The organism is Mucilaginibacter terrae, from assembly GCF_031951985.1.
In the GTDB taxonomy this organism is placed as follows: domain Bacteria; phylum Bacteroidota; class Bacteroidia; order Sphingobacteriales; family Sphingobacteriaceae; genus Mucilaginibacter; species Mucilaginibacter terrae_A.
The window spans coordinates 4,134,267-4,152,463 of record NZ_JAVLVU010000001.1 but is presented as its reverse complement, the minus strand read 5'-3'; the positions used below and the strand labels follow the sequence as shown (position 1 = coordinate 4,152,463).

Below are 18,197 nucleotides of genomic sequence, written 5' to 3'. Positions count from 1 at the left end.
ATTTCTTTACAAACAAATTTAAACATAAAAAAACCGCGACAACATCCAAGCTATCGCGGTATTCAAGTTTATAAATGGTTATCTTAATTTCCTCCGGCGGCAGGGGTTGTGCCTAAAGTGGCCAGTTCTTTGCCAGGTTTGGCTGCTCCGGCGGCCAGGTTTGGTGCACTTGTTTTTAGTTTTTGGCCGGGGGCTGGTTTGCTGCCTTTGGCATTGTTCCATATGCGCAGGTCTTCTACATCAACGCCGTATTTATCGGCAATGCTGCTGTAAGTTTCGCCTTTTTTAACGGTATGTAAATTGCCTGCTTTTGCTGCTGCATCTGGTATTTCAACCGGTTGGGCAGCATACACTACGTGTTTTATTGGCGTAACCGGCTCGCCGTTTAAGGCAGCGTACAGTTGAGGGTATTGTTCTTTACCTATTTGCGGTATTACTATGCGGCGTGGCGCTTTGGTGGTACCATTTATCACCCGTTTGGTATAGGCAGGGTTTAGCAACGATAGTTCGTTGGCATCAATATTTAATGCTTTGGCCACGTTATTTAACGAAATGAATTTGTTCACCAGCACGGTATCGGTATTGAGTGTAATACTGCAAGCCTGTGGTATAATACCGTGCTCGTTGTAATACTTCATAATGTACGTAGTGGCAATAAAGGCCGGTACATAGCCACGGGTTTCGGCAGGCAGGTATTGGCGTATCGACCAAAAATCAGTTGCATCGGCCTGTTGCATGGCGCGCTCCACACTATTTTTACCGCAGTTGTACGAGGCAATGGCCAGCAGCCAGTCGCCAAACTCCTGGTAGGCATCGCGCAGGTAAGCGGCAGCTGCATAGCTGGCTTGTATAGGGTCGCGGCGCTCATCAACATAATTATCCATGTTGAGGCCGTAAATTTTAGCGGTCGAAAACATAAACTGCCACGGACCGGTTGCCCCTACCCTCGAAACCGCATTAGGGTTAAGGGCCGATTCAACTATCGACAGGTATTTAATTTCTTCGGGGATACCGGCATCCTTAAAAGCCTTTTCGTAAATAGGAAAGTAGTATTTAGATAGACCCATGATACGGCCCATATCCTCACGACGACCGGGCGCCGTGTACGTATTGATGTAGGCTTGCACAAACTCATTGTAATCAAGCTGCACATCGCGCTCAATGGCACTAAGGCGGGTGCCTAAAGTGGAGTTATCGTATGATTTTTTCTTAAGTTCAGTAATAATGGGGGCTACTGCGGGCTTATAACCTAAATAGTTTGGTCTGAAATTCTCCTCATACATGGAGGTATCAGAGTAAACCGGCTGGGCCAGCGTAGTAACAGATTGAAATGCAGCAATACAAAAGATAATCGTAAACAGTCTCTTCATTCTCAAGCTTATATGATTGCGTGCTGTTCGCACTTTACTAAAGTATTAACTTTTACGCAATCCCACAAAATAAGTTGCAAAATTTAACAAATCGGCCTCGGCAAAGGCCTTGGTAACCAGTTGTAAACCTAACGGCAAACCCGCGCTATTATTTTGAATAGGCAATGATATTGCCGGTACTCCTGCTAAAGAAGCCTGCACGGTAAATATATCTTCAAGATAAGTTACAATGGGGTCAATATCCTCACGACCGATCTTAAATGCCGGCTCGGGAGCAGTTGGTGTGAGTATAAAATCGTATTCGGCCAAAATAGCATCGGTACGTTCTTTGATCAGTCTGCGTACTTTTTGGGCTTTAGCGTAGTAAGCATCATAATAACCGGCACTCAGCACAAAAGTACCCAGCATAATGCGGCGCTTAACCTCGGTGCCAAAACCTTCGGAGCGTGAGCGTTTGTAGGTGGTTGTCAAATCAACCGCGTTGGGGCTGCGGTAGCCATAATGCACACCATCGTACCGGGCCAGGTTTGATGATGCTTCGGCCATGGTGAGTATATAATAAGTGGGCACCACGTAATCGAGGTACTCGAACGATACCGGCTCAACCGTGTGCCCATCGGCTTTCAGGCTACCTATGGCGGCAAGCAGGGTTTGTTTCACTTCGGCATCAAGGCCTTCGCTATCTAAAACCTCCTGTAAATAAGCAATTTTTCTTTTACCGGTGGATGGAGCAAGCTCGGCACCATAAGCCTCAACAGGTTTACGTGATGCCGTACTGTCGTAATCATCGGCACCAGCAATAATCTCTAATAGTAATGCAGCATCTTCGACCGACTGGGTAATTGGCCCCGGCTGATCAAATGAAGAAGCGTAGGCAATAATACCATGGCGTGATACTCTGCCATAAGTAGGTTTTAAACCCACTACACCACAAAACGAGGCTGGCTGACGGATGGAACCGCCTGTATCGGTACCAATGGCTGCATGGCACATACCTGCCTGCACCGCCACTGCCGAACCGCCCGATGAGCCACCCGGAACGCGGGTTTCATCGGCCTGGTTTTTTACCGGGCCAAAGTATGAGTTTTCGTTAGCGCCGCCCATGGCAAACTCGTCGCAATTGCAACGGCCAATAATAATGGCATCTTCGGCCAACAGGCGTTCAACCACAGTTGATGAAAAAATGGAGGTAAAGCCATCCAGTATTTTGGAGGAAGCGGTTACTACGTGGCCTTTGTAGCAAATATTGTCTTTAATGGCAATTACCATACCTGCCAGGCGGCCGGCTGGCTGGCCTTTTTGCAGGCTCTCGTCAAGTGCAGCTGCCTGCGTTAAAGATTCCTGCTCAAATACCTCGTTAAAGGCATTAAGGCGTTGATATTCTTTGATTTTGGCCAGGTAATTATTTACCAGTTCTTTAACAGTAATTGTTCCGCTTTTAAGGTCGTCCTGAATTTCTATTAAAGTGGTATACATTTTTAACATAGGCCGCTAAAATAAAAAAACTTATTAGTTGATAATAAAATTTACCAACTAATAAGTTTCAAATAGTATAAAAAACCGAATTAAATTTCCCTTATTGAGAAACTTTACTTTTCTCTTCGGTAGTTGTATCCTTGTTTGATGCGTCTTTAAATTCTTTAACGCCCTGACCTAAACCTCTCATTAGTTCAGGAATTTTACGTCCGCCGAACAGAATTAAGATGGCAATGATGATCAGAATAATTTCTGGTGCTCCTAAACCCATGATTTGATAATTTAATTTTTAATATTCTTTTTTAACACTGGTATCAGCCTGGGCAGTTTCGCTTTCGGCAATTGAGGTGTGTGTTTCGGTTTCTGTTTCAGTAACGGTATTATCTTTAATACGATATTCAGGCTCAGTTGGTTTTTCGTCGAAGCTATTTATTTGATTGTGTATCTCACGCTTCACCCCTTCTGAGGCATCTTTAAAATCACGTATACCTTTACCCAGTCCGCGGGCAAGTTCGGGCAGTTTGTTACCGCCAAACAGCAATAACGCCACGAATATTATCAGTATAAATTCGGGTCCGCCTATGTTAAAAAACTCTAAAAGAACCGGACTGTGCATAACCATTTAATTAAAGATACAAATATATACAATTATAACTTCACAATATGTAAAGTTATTGTGAGGCCAGCCATGTTTTTGGATTGATGATGGCTCCGGCCTTATTTAATTCGAAGTGAATAACGGTCTCACCTGTGAACGGATCGGTGGCCACGCTGCCTATAGCCTGGCGGGTATTCACTTTTTGCCCATCGCTCACACTTACCGATTTTAAGTTGGCATAAGCTGTAATAAACGAACCGTGACGTATAAGTACCATGTAAGTACCGCTAATATCGTTAATACTAATTACCGTACCCTCAAATACAGCGCGTGCTGTTGCCCCGCTTGATGTACGAATATCAATACCATGATTATCATTACGTATACCATCGCTTACATAGGGGCCAAAATCCTGTGTAATTTGCCCCGTGGCTACTGGCCATGGCAGCAAACCCTTGTTGCCCATAAAGTCGTTGTTGAGCTTGGCAGCTTCAGGTGTGGCAGTCAAGGCTTCGGTTACGGTACTGCGGGTAATTGGTTTTGGTTTAGCAGCCTCGGCAATTTCGGCAGCCGATTTATTTTCGGCACGGGCTTTATTAGCAGCTAATGCAGCCTGGCGGGCAGCTTCGGCCCTTGCTTCAGCTTCGGCCTTGCGGCGGGCAGCAGCAACCTCACGGGCAATAGTTGCCTGTATTTGGCGGTCAATTTGGCGGCGTTGCGCCATTAATGTACGTTGCTGCTTTTTAAGCGTACCTTCCTGTTTCGATAGATCTTGTACTACGGCAGCCTGGTTGTTTTGTTCTTTACCTAAAGTTTCCTTTTCTTTCTTCTGTTCTTGCAACAGGTTGCTTTTTTCGTTTTTGGTACGGTCGAGCTGGTTAATTTTTACGTTCAGGTCTTTTTGAGTACCTTGTATTGATGCCGCCTGGCGCTCGCGGTAAGTACCAAACTGCTGTAAATATTTTAAACGTTTGTAAGCCTGGTTAAAATCGGTAGATGCAAAAACAAACATCAGTTTGTTGTAAGCGCTTTTGTTATGGTAAGCAAACACCACCATGGCCGCATACTCTTTTTTTAGCTGTTCCAACTGCCCTTGCAAGGTATGTACCGTATTGGTGTTCTCGTTAATTTGCCCGTTAAGCAGGCGGATCTCGGAGTTTACGGTATTAATTTTTTCTTCGCGAAGGGAAATTTGTGCTTTTAGGATGTTAAGCTGTTTAATGGTAGCCTTTTTATTTTTTAAGGTTTCCTGGTACTCGCGGTTAAGGTCTTCCAGTTCGTTGTTCAGCCTCTCGCGTTTACGCTTTAAATCGGCACTGCTTTGAGCGTACGATTCAAACGCAAATAAGGCACAAACCAGAATTAGTACAAGCTTTAAAAATTTCATCCGCTCCAAAAATATTGATTTTAATTGGCAGGTGAAAATCCGGATGGGATACTGAACGGAAAATCTAACGGGCGGTTAAATTCGGTGCGGTTGTACTCCAGTTCGGCCTGTATATTTTTGTTGGCTACCGCCGATGTGATACTGATGTGCGATGGAATGATACGGTTATCGGCCTCGATAAACTGACTGTTGCCCACCTTTAACGATTGCCTTGCAGCAGCATTAGCTAAGCTGGTTTGCGTTACTTTTTGGTCGGGACCGATGAGCAAATTATACACCAGGCCTTGCAAATTACCGGTTATAGTTGTATTGCCGTTGGTACCGTTTTGCAACTGGCCGTTCTCGTTCAATAACTCGTTAATAGCGTTGCCTACCAGCAGTGATTCTACCGTTTGATAATTTACCTGGCGGCTGGCATAGTTGTAAATATAGCTAAACGGCTTTTTCATGTACACCGATTGGAACTTGTTTACTACCTGTATACTATCCGGAGTAATGAGGGCACGGGCTACCTCTAAACCTAACAGGGCGGTAATAGATACCCATATTTTTTTATCTTTTTGGATGCGGATATTCAGCGTAACATCGTTGCTTTTGCCATCAATGGTGAGTTTGGTTTTTGCCCGCCCCGAAAACGTGGTAAAAGCAGTTTGCTTAGCTTTAATGGCATCAATTTTGGCCACCACCGGGTTGGCGGCTTTGGTAATAACCGTTGTGGCCGATGAATCGGCCGTGCGGGTTACCAGTTGTTTTTTTGCTTTGCAGCTATATAGGGCAGCAACGCTTAGCACGATGAGCGCCTTATTCAATATATTTTTTCTCATTTATCTTACGGTCTAAAAGCGGTGATGTGGCACCTGCTTGCTTGGCTTTTTTCCAGTTGGTAACGGCAGCTTCGACATCGCCCAGGTAAAACAGTATATCGCCATAGTGTTCAACCTGTACGGCGCTGTTTTTATTATGCTCCATGGCTTTTTCTATCCATTGCTTAGCCTCGGCATACTTTTTTTGCTTAAACAAAATCCAGGCGTAAGTATCTTCAAACGATGCCGTGTTAGGCTGCAGATCAATACTACGTTTGGACATTTGCGCGGCTTTTTCCAACTGCTCTCCACGTATAGACAGATAATAGGCGTAGTTGTTTAATGTGTACGCACTATTTGGATTATAGGCAAGCGACTTATCATACGCCGCATCCGATTTACCGTTATCACGTAACTCATGATAGCAATCGCCCAACGCTGCATAAGCTTGTGATGCCAGGTCTTTATCATCGGGCTCAATAGCTACTACATTTTTAAGATAACTGATCGCCTGCTGGGCATTCTTCTTTTGCAGGTAAGCCACACCCACCAAATAGTTCATCCAGGCCTGGTTTGGAAATAGCGACAGTGCGTTTTCCCCGTCTTTAATGGCTTCGTCTATCCTGTTTTCGCTTAAATCCAAACGCACCAGCTGCTCGTGCACAATGTACACATCAGGGTTAAGCTGTACCGATTTTTTAAACACTTCGCGGGCTTCTTTCAGTTTATTATTCTGCGCCAGCATATCGCCGTAAATAGCTTGTATTTTAGCTTCGTTAGGGTGAATTCCTGCAGCTATCCTGCTTAGTTCCAAAGCACTGGCCTTGGCATTAGCATCAGGAAACTTAGGCACATACCCCATTATAATGCGCACCTTTTGCTCCACATCTAATGATGGAGAGTTAAACGCCAGTTCGAGTTGTTTATAGCTGGCTTCGGTATCTTTTTTAGCGCGGTAGGTTTCGGCGAGGGCTAAGTGCAACAGGCCATCATCCGGCTTCACCTTTTCGGCACGTTGTAATACCTGCAGGGCTTTATCGGGCAGGTTGTTGGAATTATAAATTTCGCCCAGCAGTAAATAATAGCGTATCTGGTCGGGGTTAGTCTCGATCAGGCGCTCCATTTCGGCAGCGGCCTGGTCAACTTTGTTTTGGCGTAAGTATATTTTTTGGCGGTTAGCTACCAAATCATCGGTTAAGCCGGTCATTTGCTCCAGTTTATTGTAAACGCCCAAGGCTTCATCGTACTTTTTTTCGATATAGAAGGCGCTGGCTTTATCAAAATAATACTCGGGCTTGTTTGGGCTAATACGCAATAACTCATCAAACACATGCTGCAAGCGTGGCAGGTTATTGGTTTTTTCGTACGTATCGGCCAGGGCTACCCAATACCACTCGTTATCGGGTTTTAGGGCAACTGCATTTTCGAGCAGCGTTTGTGCTTCGGTTTGGCCGTTTTGCAGTTTATTGAGCATGGCCAGCTGATACATGGCGGCATCGTTACTGCTATCCATCTGTAGCACGCGTGCAAACAGTTCGGCAGCGCCTTTTTGGTCTTCGATGGTTTTTTTGCGCAAACCTTCAAAAAACATTTGCTGTACCATTACGCTATCGGCCGAGGTTATGGGCTTGCGGCCTTGCTGCACAGAACCGTTTTTGCCGTTACCCTGCGCAACAGCCAAAGCCGGAATCAACAACAAACCTAATGCCCAGTAACCTACTTTCATGCTTTTGTTAATTATGCTTTGCCTGTATGCCCATAACCTCCTGCACCGCGTGCAGTATCAGTTAAAACCTCTACCTGCTCCCATTCCACCTTTTCATGCTTGGCTACAACCATTTGTGCAATGCGGTCGCCGGTATTGATCTCAAAATCGGTGTCCGAAAAATTAATAAGCAGCACCTTTATTTCGCCACGGTAATCGGCATCAATGGTACCCGGCGAATTTACTATGCCTATACCATGCTTAAACGCCAAACCACTACGCGGGCGTATCTGTGCCTCAAAACTTTCCGGAAGCTCAATATGTAACCCGGTTGGTATCAGTTTGCGTTCCATTGGCTTTAATACTACGGTTTCGGCAACATCGGCGCGGAGGTCCATACCGGCGGCATGCAAGGTTTCGTAAGCCGGCAAGGCGTTTTGAGAATTATTGATAATGCGGATGATCATTTTCTTTTAAGTATAGCGAGTACCTGTTTACGTTCGGCCATAAAAGCAGTGCCTGCAAATAATACGAGCAGGCCATTGCCTATGAACAAATTACGCTTAAACACGCTGAATGATAAAAATACAATTATGATTGAACTTATAAGATAAGCCAGGTTTTTTTTAACGTTATACGGTATAGGATAGTTTTTTTGCCCCCATACATACGAGAGTATCATCATACTGGCATAAGCCGCTAATGATGCCCAGGCCGATGCCATGTAGCTGTACTTTGGAATAAATACCACGTTGAGTACAACGGTTATGATAGCCCCCACGCCTGAGATGTATAAACCGTAACGGGTTTGATCAGACAGTTTGTACCATACGGAGAGGTTCATGTAAATACCCAGGCTTACGTAGCCCAATAATAACAGCGGCACCGCCTTTAACCCCGACCAGTATAGCTCCTGCTGCACGGCATCGCGGCCTTTAATAAAGTATTTGAGTATATCGATATTAGCAACCAGCGCCACAAATATGAGCGATACTGCTATTACGAAATAATCCATAATAAAGGCATACGTAGTGCCCGCATTTTTATCTTTAGCCTTGCTAAAAAAGAAGGGCTCGGCACCCAGCCTGAAAGCCTGAACAAAAATATTGAGGAACACCGCAATTTTGGCGCAGGCACCATAAATACCGGTTTGACTTGCACTTATACTCTCGGGCAAAAACTTGCCTAATAAAAGTTTATCGAGGTTTTCGTTAATTACAAATGATAGGTTAGCAATGAGCACCGGCCAGCTGTACAGCAACATTTCGCTAAACATGGCTTTATCAAAATTGGGGCGCAGACGCATAATTTCGGGTAGCAAAAGTAACAGCGTAAGTGCGCTGGCAATAAGGTTAGATAAAAACACGTAACCTATCCATCCGGGCCTGAACCAGGTTTTGAGCCACTCGGCACTTATATCATGCTTAATTAAAAAAGGCAGACCATAAATAAAAAGCAGGTTGAGCAGTATGAACACCAATATATTGGTGCACTTTATGATACCATAACGTCCCGGCCTGCCGTTGGCCCGTATTTGCGCAAACGGAATTACACACCAGGCATCCAGTAATAATACCGCAATAAAGTAGCCAACGTATTGCTTATAATCATCAAGCGGCGATTGCTCATCAATGCGAACGTATGCGGCAATATCGCCAATAAAGGGCAATACACTCAGCAAAAACAAAAAGCTGATAGCCAGTATAGCACCAAAAGTATTGTTGTAAACCTGCTGTTTTTCATCGGGCCGCTTATTGAGGTATCTGAAAAACGTGGTTTCCATACCAAAGGCCAGTATAGGGTTTATCATTGATACCCAGCTAAACATGGTAGTGAAAACACCATACACTTTTGCCGGGTACGCTTTTACGTAAACAGGGGTTAAAAAGAAATTGAGTATACGCGGCGCAATAGTAGTTAACCCGTACACCGCCGTTTGGCCTGCAAATTTTTTAGCTGTCGACAAAATTCTTATTCTTTGTTAAGAGGTCATGGTTCATTGTTGATCGTTCATGGCCTTCTTGTAAAGTTACATTTACTGTTATGGAGATTGGCTTGATTTAATTATTTGTTTAAGGTTACTGAAACGCTCATTAAAACCAATAACTAACCAACCCAATAACTATTACCTCAATTTGGGCGTTTCCCTCCGGGTCGGGCTATCCGCTGCAAGTCCTCGTTTCGCTACGCTGCACTCCGGGCTTTCCGCTTCTATCCCTAACGCAAACTTCGGCATGATTACCTGTCCTCCGCAGAGATTGCTTCGTACCTCGCAATGACGATTTTTATAACTCTTGGTTCCTGGCTCTTGTTTCTTGCCTCTCTTCCCCCCTATCTCTTCACTACTTCAAAGTTACGATAGTTTTTGGATTCGGCTTCGTGGGTAATAACTTCGGATACCCGGGCGGCATCGGGGCCTTTTTGGCACCATTCTAAAAACATCTCCATAAGCATGGGTTCGGCTTCCGCTTCGATGTATACGTCTCCGTTCGCTTCATTACGCACAAGTCCGCGCACGCCCAACTGGTCGGCCACGGCTTTAGTGGTAGCACGGTACGACACGCCCTGCACCTTACCCTGTACGGTTATATTTAAATGTTTGATCATATAGCCACAAAATTTCAATTACAATAATACGGCTTATGAGGCAATAACAAGGGGATTATAGCAAACGTTTTACTTGTGTATCGGGGATGATTTTTAAACCATCTAAATTGGTGATCAAGTTTAGTCCGGGAGTTTTACCGGGCTCGAGGGTGCCAATTTCATCATCAATACCTAAAAATCTGGCGCCGTTTATAGTAGCCCATTCCAGCATTTTGCCAATAGGTATTGACGGGAATTTTTGGTGAATGGTAGCCATTTCGCTCAGTATCGACAGCTTATCATTTGAAGCTAAACTATCGGTACCCAGTGTAATGTTAAAGCCTTCATCCAAAAACAGTTCAATTTTAGGCAGTCGGCCTTCAATGTGCAGGTTAGCATTAGGACAAAAACACCAGTTAATGTTACGGTCGAAACGCTTTACAAAGTATATATCTTTTAAATTGGTACAGGTGTTATGTACCAGCAAAACTTTTTGCTTATTACTGAGCAACGGAATTACAGATTGTATAGAATTACGTGCCTGTGGTTTAAAGTAACTAATATCAATACCAAAGCCATCGTACAGCTCCAAAAACTTGCCGTTTTTGTAGCGATAGAATTTATTTTCGTCTTCGCACTCTTGGTTGTGTATGCTCAGCAGGTTGTTGCCATGTGTATCGCTATAATTTTTGATGAGCTTAAACAGTTCCTTTGATACGGAGTAAGGCGCATGAGGCACAACCGATGCCGACAATGGTTTAAACTGTTTTTGCAATTCAATAGCTGCCTGAAATGCATTATCGGCATTTGCAGGCAAAAAGCTGAATGCCTCTACAAAAGTATGATAGTAAATTTTACTGGCTTTTTTTATAGCTATACTATGTGCGCTGTTTGATATATCGCCAACGGCAACTATACCGTTATCATACATCTGCTTATCTGCCTCGGCGGCGGCAGCTTGTATAATATCATCGTCAACCGTGCGCAAACTTTGCACAGCTTTTATAAATTCTACCAACCCCGACCCTTTGGGGGTTTTGCCCTGAAGATGCGAAAGCTCAACATGACAGTGAGTATTCACAAAACCCGGACAAATAATACCACTCAACTGCTCAACTTCAACACCCGGCTGGGCATAGGTGCTAATTGATACAATTTTACCGTAATCATCAACGGTAATAACTCCATTCTTAATAGGATCGGCACTAACAGGAAAAACGTAATCGGCTCTAAAACTTTTCATTTAATGAAATTTATCATTCAATCTACCACACCTATCCTAAACAAACGTATCAACAGCATATATAACACTATTCAGCAATCTATTACATTTAACTTTTAGTTATTGTTTTATATTTTTACAATTCTAAAACGCAGCAATAAAACACAGCCGGGCAAATTTAATTATCTTTGCCATGTGAGCGCAAATAATAGCAAGATCGATATCCGCAGCCTAAGCCTGGAGGCTCTGCAACAACACTTTACCGCCATGGGCGAAAAAGCATTTAGAGCCAAACAGGTGTATGAATGGCTTTGGAAAAAATCATGTTTTTCATTTGAAGACATGAGCAATCTTTCAAAAGACCTGCGCCAAAAGATGGCCGATCTTTTTACTATTAACCACGTCGTTATTAATAACTCACAGTATAGTGCGGATAAAACTATAAAAAATTCCTTTAAGTTGCACGATACTCACTTAATTGAGGGCGTTTTAATACCCACAACCGAGCGAATGACCGCCTGTGTATCATCACAAGTGGGTTGCAGCCTTACCTGTAAATTTTGCGCTACGGGATATATGGATCGAAAACGCAATCTTAACCCCGATGAAATTTACGACCAGGTAGTACTGCTTAGCCAGCAAGCACAGCAAAACTACGGAATTCCGCTCACTAACATCGTATATATGGGTATGGGTGAGCCTTTGCTCAATTATGCCAACGTTTTAAAGTCGATTGAGCGTATTACTGCCGAAGACGGACTCAATATGGCCGCTAAGCGTATTACGGTTTCAACCGCTGGTATTGCCAAAATGATTAAAAAGCTGGGTGATGACCAGGTGCGTTTTAACCTGGCCCTGTCACTGCATGCGGCTAATGATACCAAGCGCAACGAAATTATGCCTATTAATGAGCAAAACTCGTTGGTTGCCCTGGCCGATGCCTTAAAGTATTTTTATAGTAAAACTAAAAACGTTGTTACTTACGAGTACATTGTTTTCCATAATTTTAACGACGAGTTGCAGGACGCAGCCGAGCTGGCCAAGTTTTGCAGGCACATACCCTGCAAGGTTAATATTATTGAATACAACCCCATATCGTTTGCCGATTTTACCAACGCCGGCGAAGACAAGATAGAAGCGTTTGCCAATTACCTGCGCAAACAAGGCGTAAACACCAACGTACGCCGTAGCCGTGGTAAAGATATTGATGCCGCCTGCGGGCAATTGGCGGTGAAGGATAAAGCAACGGCTGAAGCCTAAAATTAGAACCAAGAACAAGAGCCAGAAAGCAGGATAACTGATTGCAATCTATGGTTTAATTCCTATCTTGGCTCTTGCTTCTCAGCTCTTGGCTCTATTCCCATGCGCAATACCTACCTTCATGATTTTATCAACTTGCTTTTCCCGAGGCTTTGCCATGCATGCAAGGCTAATTTGCTGGGTACCGAAGACTTGATTTGTACCGATTGCCTGTATAATTTACCGTTCACGAATTTTCATTTACAACCCGATAATATTGTAGCCCGGCAATTTTGGGGTAAAATAAAACTGGAGCATGCTTATGCCCTTTTGTATTTTGAAAAAGGAGGTAAGGTACAGCATTTGATGCACCAGTTTAAATACCGGGGTATGCAAAAAATCGGGGATAAACTGGGCAACATAGCCGGTAGCCAACTCTTGCAAAACACACTGTTACCTACTATTGATTACATTATACCCGTACCCTTACATGTAAGCCGTATGCGCGAACGTGGCTACAATCAAAGCACCAATTTTGCCCGGGGCTTGGCAGGTAAACTACAAGCCGCAGTTTTAGAAGACAATCTTACACGAGCGGTTAAAACTTCAACGCAAACCCGTAAATCGCGCTTTGCAAGGTTTGAGAATATGCAGCAGGTGTTTGTTTTGCAGAGCCCTGAGGTATTGGAAGGCAAGCATGTTTTATTGGTAGATGATATTGTAACTACTGGTTCAACTTTGGAAGCCTGCGCACAGGAATTGTTAAAAGTGCCAGGATTGAGGTTAAGTATAGCTGCGATCGCATATGCAGTGTAGTTTTAATTTATAAATTCCTTAACTTTCGAATCTTTCCCTGAGGGCTACCTTTTCTGCTCAAAAACATTTCTGCGCCGTAGGTGCTACCTATTATAGAATATTCTTGGTGAAATTGAACCTGCTCCGTTAGGAGCTACCCTAATTTGTGCATGTTTATAAATGGTAGTCCCGCTGGGACATAAAGAACTTGGCTTTTTCTTTCTATAAATAGGTAGCACCTACGGCGCATATTGCATGTATTAAAGGATGTGTATATATCATTGATCGTATTCTGCGAAGAATTAACACATCTACTTCACAAATTGCATATTCATTACCTATCTGCCCCAAAGGTGAATTAAACATATATGACCATCAATTTTTCAACATGAGAAAATATTTATCAAAACCTCCAACAATCACGTAACATCCTGAAAATTATTTGCGTATAAATACCCGGAGCGTTTGATCATAATTAATGGCAGGAGTTTGTTTTAAAAGGCAGCTCCTGTTTTTTTGTGTTTTTTTTTCCAAAAGTAAAGCCACAAAAAAAGCCGGATCATGCCCGGCTTCATCTATCGTTGTAATTTTCTATTGCTGCTGATATTTGCTCAGCTTCTCGTACAAGTTTTTAGGATCGAATGGTTTTAAAATAAAATCATTCATTCCCGATTCTTCGATCTGGTTTAGCTGGCTGTTAAGCATGGATGCAGTAAGTGCTATGATAGGTAACTTTTTAAAGTAGTCGTCTTCTTTAGAGCGCAATATCTGAGTGGCTTCCAGGCCTCCCATTTCGGGCATATGAATGTCCATTAACACTACGTCGTAATTGCGGTTGGCTGTAATTTTTTGAATGGCTTCTAATCCGTTCTCCGCAAAATCGGCCTGAACGTTCCATTTTTTCAATACCTTATTTACCAGTAAACGGTTTATCTGGTTATCATCTACAACAAGTACGTTTACCTTTAAACCTATTTCGGCACTTTCGTTACTCATATGGTTATTATTATCTGCTTTTTTAAATGTTATGGTAAACCAAAACGTTGAGCCTTCGCCCAATATACTCTCCACGTTAATGCGCGAATCGTGTAGTTCTATCAATCGTTTGGTTATGGCCAAACCTAAACCAGTACCACCATATTTGCGGGTGGTATCGGCTGCGGCCTGCTTAAACGATTCGAATATAGTGCCTGTTTTATCGGCTGCTATACCAATGCCCGTATCAGTTACTGCAAACCTTATACGCACCTCCTGCGCAGTTTGTTCTACAACTTTTAAATCAATAGTTACACCGCCGGTTTCGGTAAACTTAACTGCATTGCTGGCTAAATTAAGCAATATTTGTACTAAACGAGTACGATCCCCCAAAACGCAGGCCGGAATTTCATTCTCAACGTTACCTTTAAAGTAAATTTGCTTGCCGCTTACATTGTGGCGCATCGAGCTTACTACGCTTTGCACCAGCTCGCGCAAATCTACCCTGGCTTTCTCCAGTTCAATGTTGCCGGTTTCTATCTTGGTAAAGTCCAGTACATCATTAATCAGGGTCATCAGGTTTTCGGCCGAAAACTTTAATACATCCAGATTCTCTTTTTGTGATTCGGTAGGATTTTCCTCGGCCAACAGGTGCGACATACCAATTACCGCGTTTAGAGGTGTACGTATCTCGTGGCTCATTACCGATATAAACATATCCTTTGCCCGGCTCAGCTGTAAGGCTTCCTCTTTGGCGGCAATCAGCTCCAGTTCGGCTTTCTTTTTGGCCGTTATATCAATAATTACCTCAATGTATTTTTTAGCCTTGCCGGTTTCATCTAATATCACCGAGTTGATAACCGATATCCACAAAGGCTCGCCATCGGCACGGTAAATCAGCAAATCAACCTCAAATGATTGCTTGTTTTTAGATAATTCTCGCGCTTTTTCGATAATCGAAACATCGGTAAGTTCACCTTTAAGTACATCGCCTAAATGGCGGCCTTGTACATTGGCCAAGCCATAACCGGTAATATTTTCAAAAGCTTTATTTACCCATTCCACATTTCCATACCCATCATTAATAACCACACCGCTCACAGTATTGCTGGCCACTAATGATAACATGGTTAACTGTTCTTCGGCCTTTTTGCGTTCATTAATATCAACGCATACGGTTATCTGACGTTCCAGTTCGCCAGCCTTGTTAAAGAAAGGACTATTAGCCAGGTAAGCCCAGTAAGGCGTACCGTCTTTTTTGTAGATCAGTATCTCTATTTCGTATGGCTTATTTTCATCATAAGCCACCTTGGCCTCTTTTAAAACGTTGAGATCGGTTTTTTCGCCAATCAGTATATCGCCAAAAACCTTTCCTTGCAACTCAGCTAACTTGTACCCTAAAATATTTTCGAGAGCCTCGTTCATCCAGATTATACGACTTTCGCGGTCGCGGATCACTACGCCACTTGGAGATTTTTCTGATGCGAATGACAGGATCTCAATATCCCGCTCGGCAATTTTCCGCTCTGTTATATCCAATAAAACCTTAATATACTTTTCGGCTTTACCTGCAGCGTTAAGTACCGGTGAGTTTAAAACCGACAACCACATCGGGTGGCCATCTTTGTGTTGTACACTAATCTCTATCTCGAAAGCCTTGCGGGTGTTTAACAGTTCGTCAATACGGTCGGTGGTGTGTTGCTGAACGTAATCACCTTTAAAAACCTCGCGCATTTGCTTACCTGCAATATCATTTAAATTATACCCGGTAAGCGTTGTAAAGGCATCATTTATCCATATAACCTTGTTATGGGCGTTGGTAATGGCCACGCCATTGCTCACCTTACTGGCTACCAGTGATAGCTGCTCCAATTGTTCCTGAACCTTTTTTTGCTCGGTAACATCGCGGCCGCTGGCATACCACCTGCCCATGTTGTTTACGGCCGACCAGCTGATGCACCGCTCTTCGCCCTTAATATTGTACACGCAGGTTTCCATTTCAAATGCCTGCTTGGTGCGTAAACCGGTTTCAATTAAATGGGAAAAATCATCACGTGTTTGCCCTACCACAAACTCCCACAACGAACGGCCAACCAATTGTGCGGGCTTATAACCTAAAATGGTTTCAACTGCATCATTAATCAGCTCAATTTTTGAGGTTTCGTCGGCTATGTAATGTATTTCGGATGAACTGTTGAAGAGGATAGAAAAGTCTTCGTGAAGTTTTAAACTCCTTTCGAGTTCCTTTTTTTGTTTACGCAGCGTTAAGTGCGATATTACTTCAGATGCCAGCGTCTTCAACGCATCGCGTTGTTCATCGCTCAGATGCTTAGGTTGTTGGTCAAAAACACAAAGCGTTCCTAAACAATAGCCATCAGCATCAATAAGGGGTTGGCTGGCATAAAAGCGTACACCAAAGCCACCCGTTACATTTTCATCGTTGGCAAAAATTTCGCTGAAGCGTGCATCAGGAATTTCCATTAACACATTGTCGAGCAGGGTGTACTGGCAAAAACTTTTGCTACGCTCTATTTCGGTATTGGGCATCCCAACCGATGATTTGTACCACTGGCGCTTATCATCAATAAAAGAAATAACAGCGAACGGGGTTTGGCAAATGTAAGAGGCTAAACGCGAAATGGCGTCATACTCTGCCTCCGGAAACGTGTCCAGAATATCATAAGTATGCAGCGCTCTCAGGCGTTCGTCCTCATTATCAGGAATTACCATACCCCGTTCTAATGTCATTTATTTTTTGTGCTCATTATTCATACAACGGAAACTTCTCCGTTAACGCATGAACACTTTTACGTACTTTCTTCAAAGAATGTTCGTCTTCCGGATTTTTTATTACCTCGTCAACCAACTCGGCAATTTTTTCCATTTCCTTTTCTTTCATGCCCCTTGTGGTTACCGCAGCTGTACCAATACGTATACCCGAGGTAACAAACGGCGATTTATCGTCAAAAGGAACCATGTTTTTATTTACGGTAATATCGGCAGCAACAAGCGCATTTTCAGCAGCCTTGCCTGATATTCCTTTATTACGTAAATCTATTAAAATCAAATGATTATCAGTACCGCCCGAAACAATTTCGTAACCACGGTCAACAAATGCCTTGGCAATAGCCGCACCGTTTAGTTTAACCTGTAAAACATACTTCATGTAGCTATCGCTCAGCGCCTCGTGAAAGGCAACTGCTTTAGCCGCAATAATATGCTCTAACGGTCCACCTTGCGTACCCGGAAATACGGCACTATCTAACAAAGCCGACATTTTTTTCACTTCGCCTTTTGGTGTAGTTAAACCCCATGGGTTTTCAAAATCTTTACCCATCATAATAAGGCCGCCACGCGGACCGCGCAGGGTTTTGTGGGTGGTAGTGGTTACAATGTGGCAATGCGGCAGCGGATCGGTTAGCAAACCGCGGGCAATTAAACCGGCCGGGTGCGAAATATCTGCCAGTACCAAAGCACCAACCTCATCAGCCACCTGGCGTATGAATGCATAATCCCAATCGCGCGAGTAGGCCGATGCACCGCAAATGATCAGCTTTGGTTTTTCGGCCAAGGCAGTGGCACGCAGTTGTTCGTAATCAATTAACCCAGTTTCTTTAACTACACCATAAAAATGAGGCTGATATAACTTGCCCGAGAAATTTACCGGCGAACCGTGGGTTAAGTGACCACCGTGCGACAAGTCGAAACCCAGAATTTTATCGCCCGGATTTAACACGGCCAGCATTACCGCAGCGTTAGCCTGAGCGCCAGAGTGCGGCTGAACGTTCACCCACTCGGCGTTAAACAGTTGTTTTGCACGCTCAATGGCAATGGTTTCAATTTCGTCAACAATCTGGCAGCCGCCGTAGTAGCGCTTACCGGGTAAGCCTTCGGCATATTTGTTGGTGGCTACCGAACCGGCAGCTTCCATTACCTGCTTGCTTACAAAGTTTTCGGATGCGATAAGCTCCAGGCCTTCTTCCTGGCGTTTCTGCTCATCCTCAAGTAGTTCAAATATCAGTTTGTCTTTTTTCATGATCT

General features: G+C 43.6%; 15 protein-coding genes. 2 read left to right on the top strand and 13 right to left on the bottom strand.

Annotation, left to right across the window (positions count from 1 at the left end; all coding sequences use genetic code 11):
• Nucleotides 1–83 precede the first annotated feature (83 nt).
• The 11 genes from QE417_RS17770 to QE417_RS17720 all read right to left on the bottom strand — a co-directional run bounded on the left by QE417_RS17770 (nucleotide 84) and on the right by QE417_RS17720 (nucleotide 11,168).
• Nucleotides 84–1,370, bottom strand: coding sequence for a lytic transglycosylase domain-containing protein (locus QE417_RS17770; RefSeq protein ID WP_311951873.1), 1,287 nt, complete (start codon nucleotides 1,368–1,370; stop codon nucleotides 84–86).
• Between the two features lie 45 nt (nucleotides 1,371–1,415).
• Entirely contained in the window at nucleotides 1,416–2,846 is a 1,431-nt protein-coding gene (gene gatA, locus QE417_RS17765; protein ID WP_311951871.1) for an Asp-tRNA(Asn)/Glu-tRNA(Gln) amidotransferase subunit GatA, read from the bottom strand.
• 100 nt (nucleotides 2,847–2,946) lie between these two features.
• A complete protein-coding gene (locus tag QE417_RS17760; protein ID WP_311951868.1) occupies nucleotides 2,947–3,117 on the bottom strand; it encodes a Sec-independent protein translocase subunit TatA/TatB in 171 nt (56 codons plus the stop codon).
• An 18-nt stretch (nucleotides 3,118–3,135) separates the two neighbouring features.
• On the bottom strand, nucleotides 3,136–3,462 hold the full coding sequence (locus tag QE417_RS17755) for a Sec-independent protein translocase subunit TatA/TatB (RefSeq protein WP_311951866.1): 327 nt from the start codon (nucleotides 3,460–3,462) through the stop codon (nucleotides 3,136–3,138).
• Between the two features lie 55 nt (nucleotides 3,463–3,517).
• Complete coding sequence (locus QE417_RS17750; RefSeq protein ID WP_311951865.1) at nucleotides 3,518–4,831, bottom strand: murein hydrolase activator EnvC family protein; 1,314 nt, start codon at nucleotides 4,829–4,831, stop codon at nucleotides 3,518–3,520.
• A gap of 20 nt (nucleotides 4,832–4,851) precedes the next feature.
• Nucleotides 4,852–5,655 carry a DUF4292 domain-containing protein gene (locus QE417_RS17745; protein ID WP_311951863.1) on the bottom strand — a complete coding sequence of 268 codons (804 nt, stop codon included), beginning with the start codon at nucleotides 5,653–5,655 and terminating at the stop codon, nucleotides 4,852–4,854.
• A complete protein-coding gene (locus QE417_RS17740; protein WP_311951861.1) occupies nucleotides 5,633–7,360 on the bottom strand; it encodes a tetratricopeptide repeat protein in 1,728 nt (575 codons plus the stop codon). The genes QE417_RS17745 and QE417_RS17740 overlap by 23 nt, the downstream gene beginning before the upstream one ends.
• A gap of 11 nt (nucleotides 7,361–7,371) precedes the next feature.
• Nucleotides 7,372–7,806, bottom strand: coding sequence for a dUTP diphosphatase (gene dut / locus QE417_RS17735; protein WP_311951860.1), 435 nt, complete (start codon nucleotides 7,804–7,806; stop codon nucleotides 7,372–7,374).
• Nucleotides 7,803–9,305, bottom strand: a complete 1,503-nt coding sequence (locus tag QE417_RS17730) for a polysaccharide biosynthesis C-terminal domain-containing protein (RefSeq protein ID WP_311951859.1) — start codon at nucleotides 9,303–9,305, stop codon at nucleotides 7,803–7,805. The genes dut and QE417_RS17730 overlap by 4 nt, the downstream gene beginning before the upstream one ends.
• Nucleotides 9,306–9,670: 365 nt before the next feature.
• Nucleotides 9,671–9,946, bottom strand: coding sequence for an acylphosphatase (locus QE417_RS17725; RefSeq protein ID WP_311951858.1), 276 nt, complete (start codon nucleotides 9,944–9,946; stop codon nucleotides 9,671–9,673).
• A 55-nt stretch (nucleotides 9,947–10,001) separates the two neighbouring features.
• Nucleotides 10,002–11,168: an amidohydrolase family protein gene (locus QE417_RS17720; RefSeq protein ID WP_311951857.1), complete on the bottom strand. Its 1,167-nt coding sequence runs from the start codon at nucleotides 11,166–11,168 to the stop codon at nucleotides 10,002–10,004.
• 174 nt (nucleotides 11,169–11,342) lie between these two features.
• Between QE417_RS17720 and rlmN the strand changes: the two genes are divergently transcribed.
• Nucleotides 11,343–12,407, top strand: coding sequence for a 23S rRNA (adenine(2503)-C(2))-methyltransferase RlmN (rlmN, locus tag QE417_RS17715; RefSeq protein WP_311951855.1), 1,065 nt, complete (start codon nucleotides 11,343–11,345; stop codon nucleotides 12,405–12,407).
• 102 nt (nucleotides 12,408–12,509) lie between these two features.
• A complete protein-coding gene (locus QE417_RS17710) occupies nucleotides 12,510–13,202 on the top strand; it encodes a ComF family protein (protein WP_311951854.1) in 693 nt (230 codons plus the stop codon).
• Between the two features lie 570 nt (nucleotides 13,203–13,772).
• Here QE417_RS17710 and QE417_RS17705 read toward each other — a convergent pair.
• Both QE417_RS17705 and QE417_RS17700 read right to left on the bottom strand, forming a co-directional pair.
• A complete protein-coding gene (locus QE417_RS17705) occupies nucleotides 13,773–16,904 on the bottom strand; it encodes a PAS domain S-box protein (RefSeq protein ID WP_311951853.1) in 3,132 nt (1,043 codons plus the stop codon).
• Between the two features lie 16 nt (nucleotides 16,905–16,920).
• Nucleotides 16,921–18,192: a serine hydroxymethyltransferase gene (locus QE417_RS17700; RefSeq protein WP_311951851.1), complete on the bottom strand. Its 1,272-nt coding sequence runs from the start codon at nucleotides 18,190–18,192 to the stop codon at nucleotides 16,921–16,923.
• Between the last annotated feature and the right edge of the window lie 5 nt (nucleotides 18,193–18,197).

Excerpts from the sequence above, each read along its gene's own strand:
- QE417_RS17700 (WP_311951851.1), bottom strand. The coding sequence starts at position 18,192 with ATGAAAAAAGACAAACTGATATTTGAACTACTTGAGGATGAGCAGAAA.
- QE417_RS17750 (WP_311951865.1), bottom strand. The coding sequence starts at position 4,831 with ATGAAATTTTTAAAGCTTGTACTAATTCTGGTTTGTGCCTTATTTGCG.
- QE417_RS17725 (WP_311951858.1), bottom strand. The coding sequence starts at position 9,946 with ATGATCAAACATTTAAATATAACCGTACAGGGTAAGGTGCAGGGCGTG.
- QE417_RS17740 (WP_311951861.1), bottom strand. The coding sequence starts at position 7,360 with ATGAAAGTAGGTTACTGGGCATTAGGTTTGTTGTTGATTCCGGCTTTG.
- QE417_RS17745 (WP_311951863.1), bottom strand. The coding sequence starts at position 5,655 with ATGAGAAAAAATATATTGAATAAGGCGCTCATCGTGCTAAGCGTTGCT.
- QE417_RS17755 (WP_311951866.1), bottom strand. The coding sequence starts at position 3,462 with ATGCACAGTCCGGTTCTTTTAGAGTTTTTTAACATAGGCGGACCCGAA.
- QE417_RS17710 (WP_311951854.1), top strand. The coding sequence starts at position 12,510 with ATGCGCAATACCTACCTTCATGATTTTATCAACTTGCTTTTCCCGAGG.
- QE417_RS17705 (WP_311951853.1), bottom strand. The coding sequence starts at position 16,904 with ATGACATTAGAACGGGGTATGGTAATTCCTGATAATGAGGACGAACGC.
- dut (WP_311951860.1), bottom strand. The coding sequence starts at position 7,806 with ATGATCATCCGCATTATCAATAATTCTCAAAACGCCTTGCCGGCTTAC.
- gatA (WP_311951871.1), bottom strand. The coding sequence starts at position 2,846 with ATGTATACCACTTTAATAGAAATTCAGGACGACCTTAAAAGCGGAACA.
- QE417_RS17760 (WP_311951868.1), bottom strand. The coding sequence starts at position 3,117 with ATGGGTTTAGGAGCACCAGAAATTATTCTGATCATCATTGCCATCTTA.
- QE417_RS17720 (WP_311951857.1), bottom strand. The coding sequence starts at position 11,168 with ATGAAAAGTTTTAGAGCCGATTACGTTTTTCCTGTTAGTGCCGATCCT.
- QE417_RS17770 (WP_311951873.1), bottom strand. The coding sequence starts at position 1,370 with ATGAAGAGACTGTTTACGATTATCTTTTGTATTGCTGCATTTCAATCT.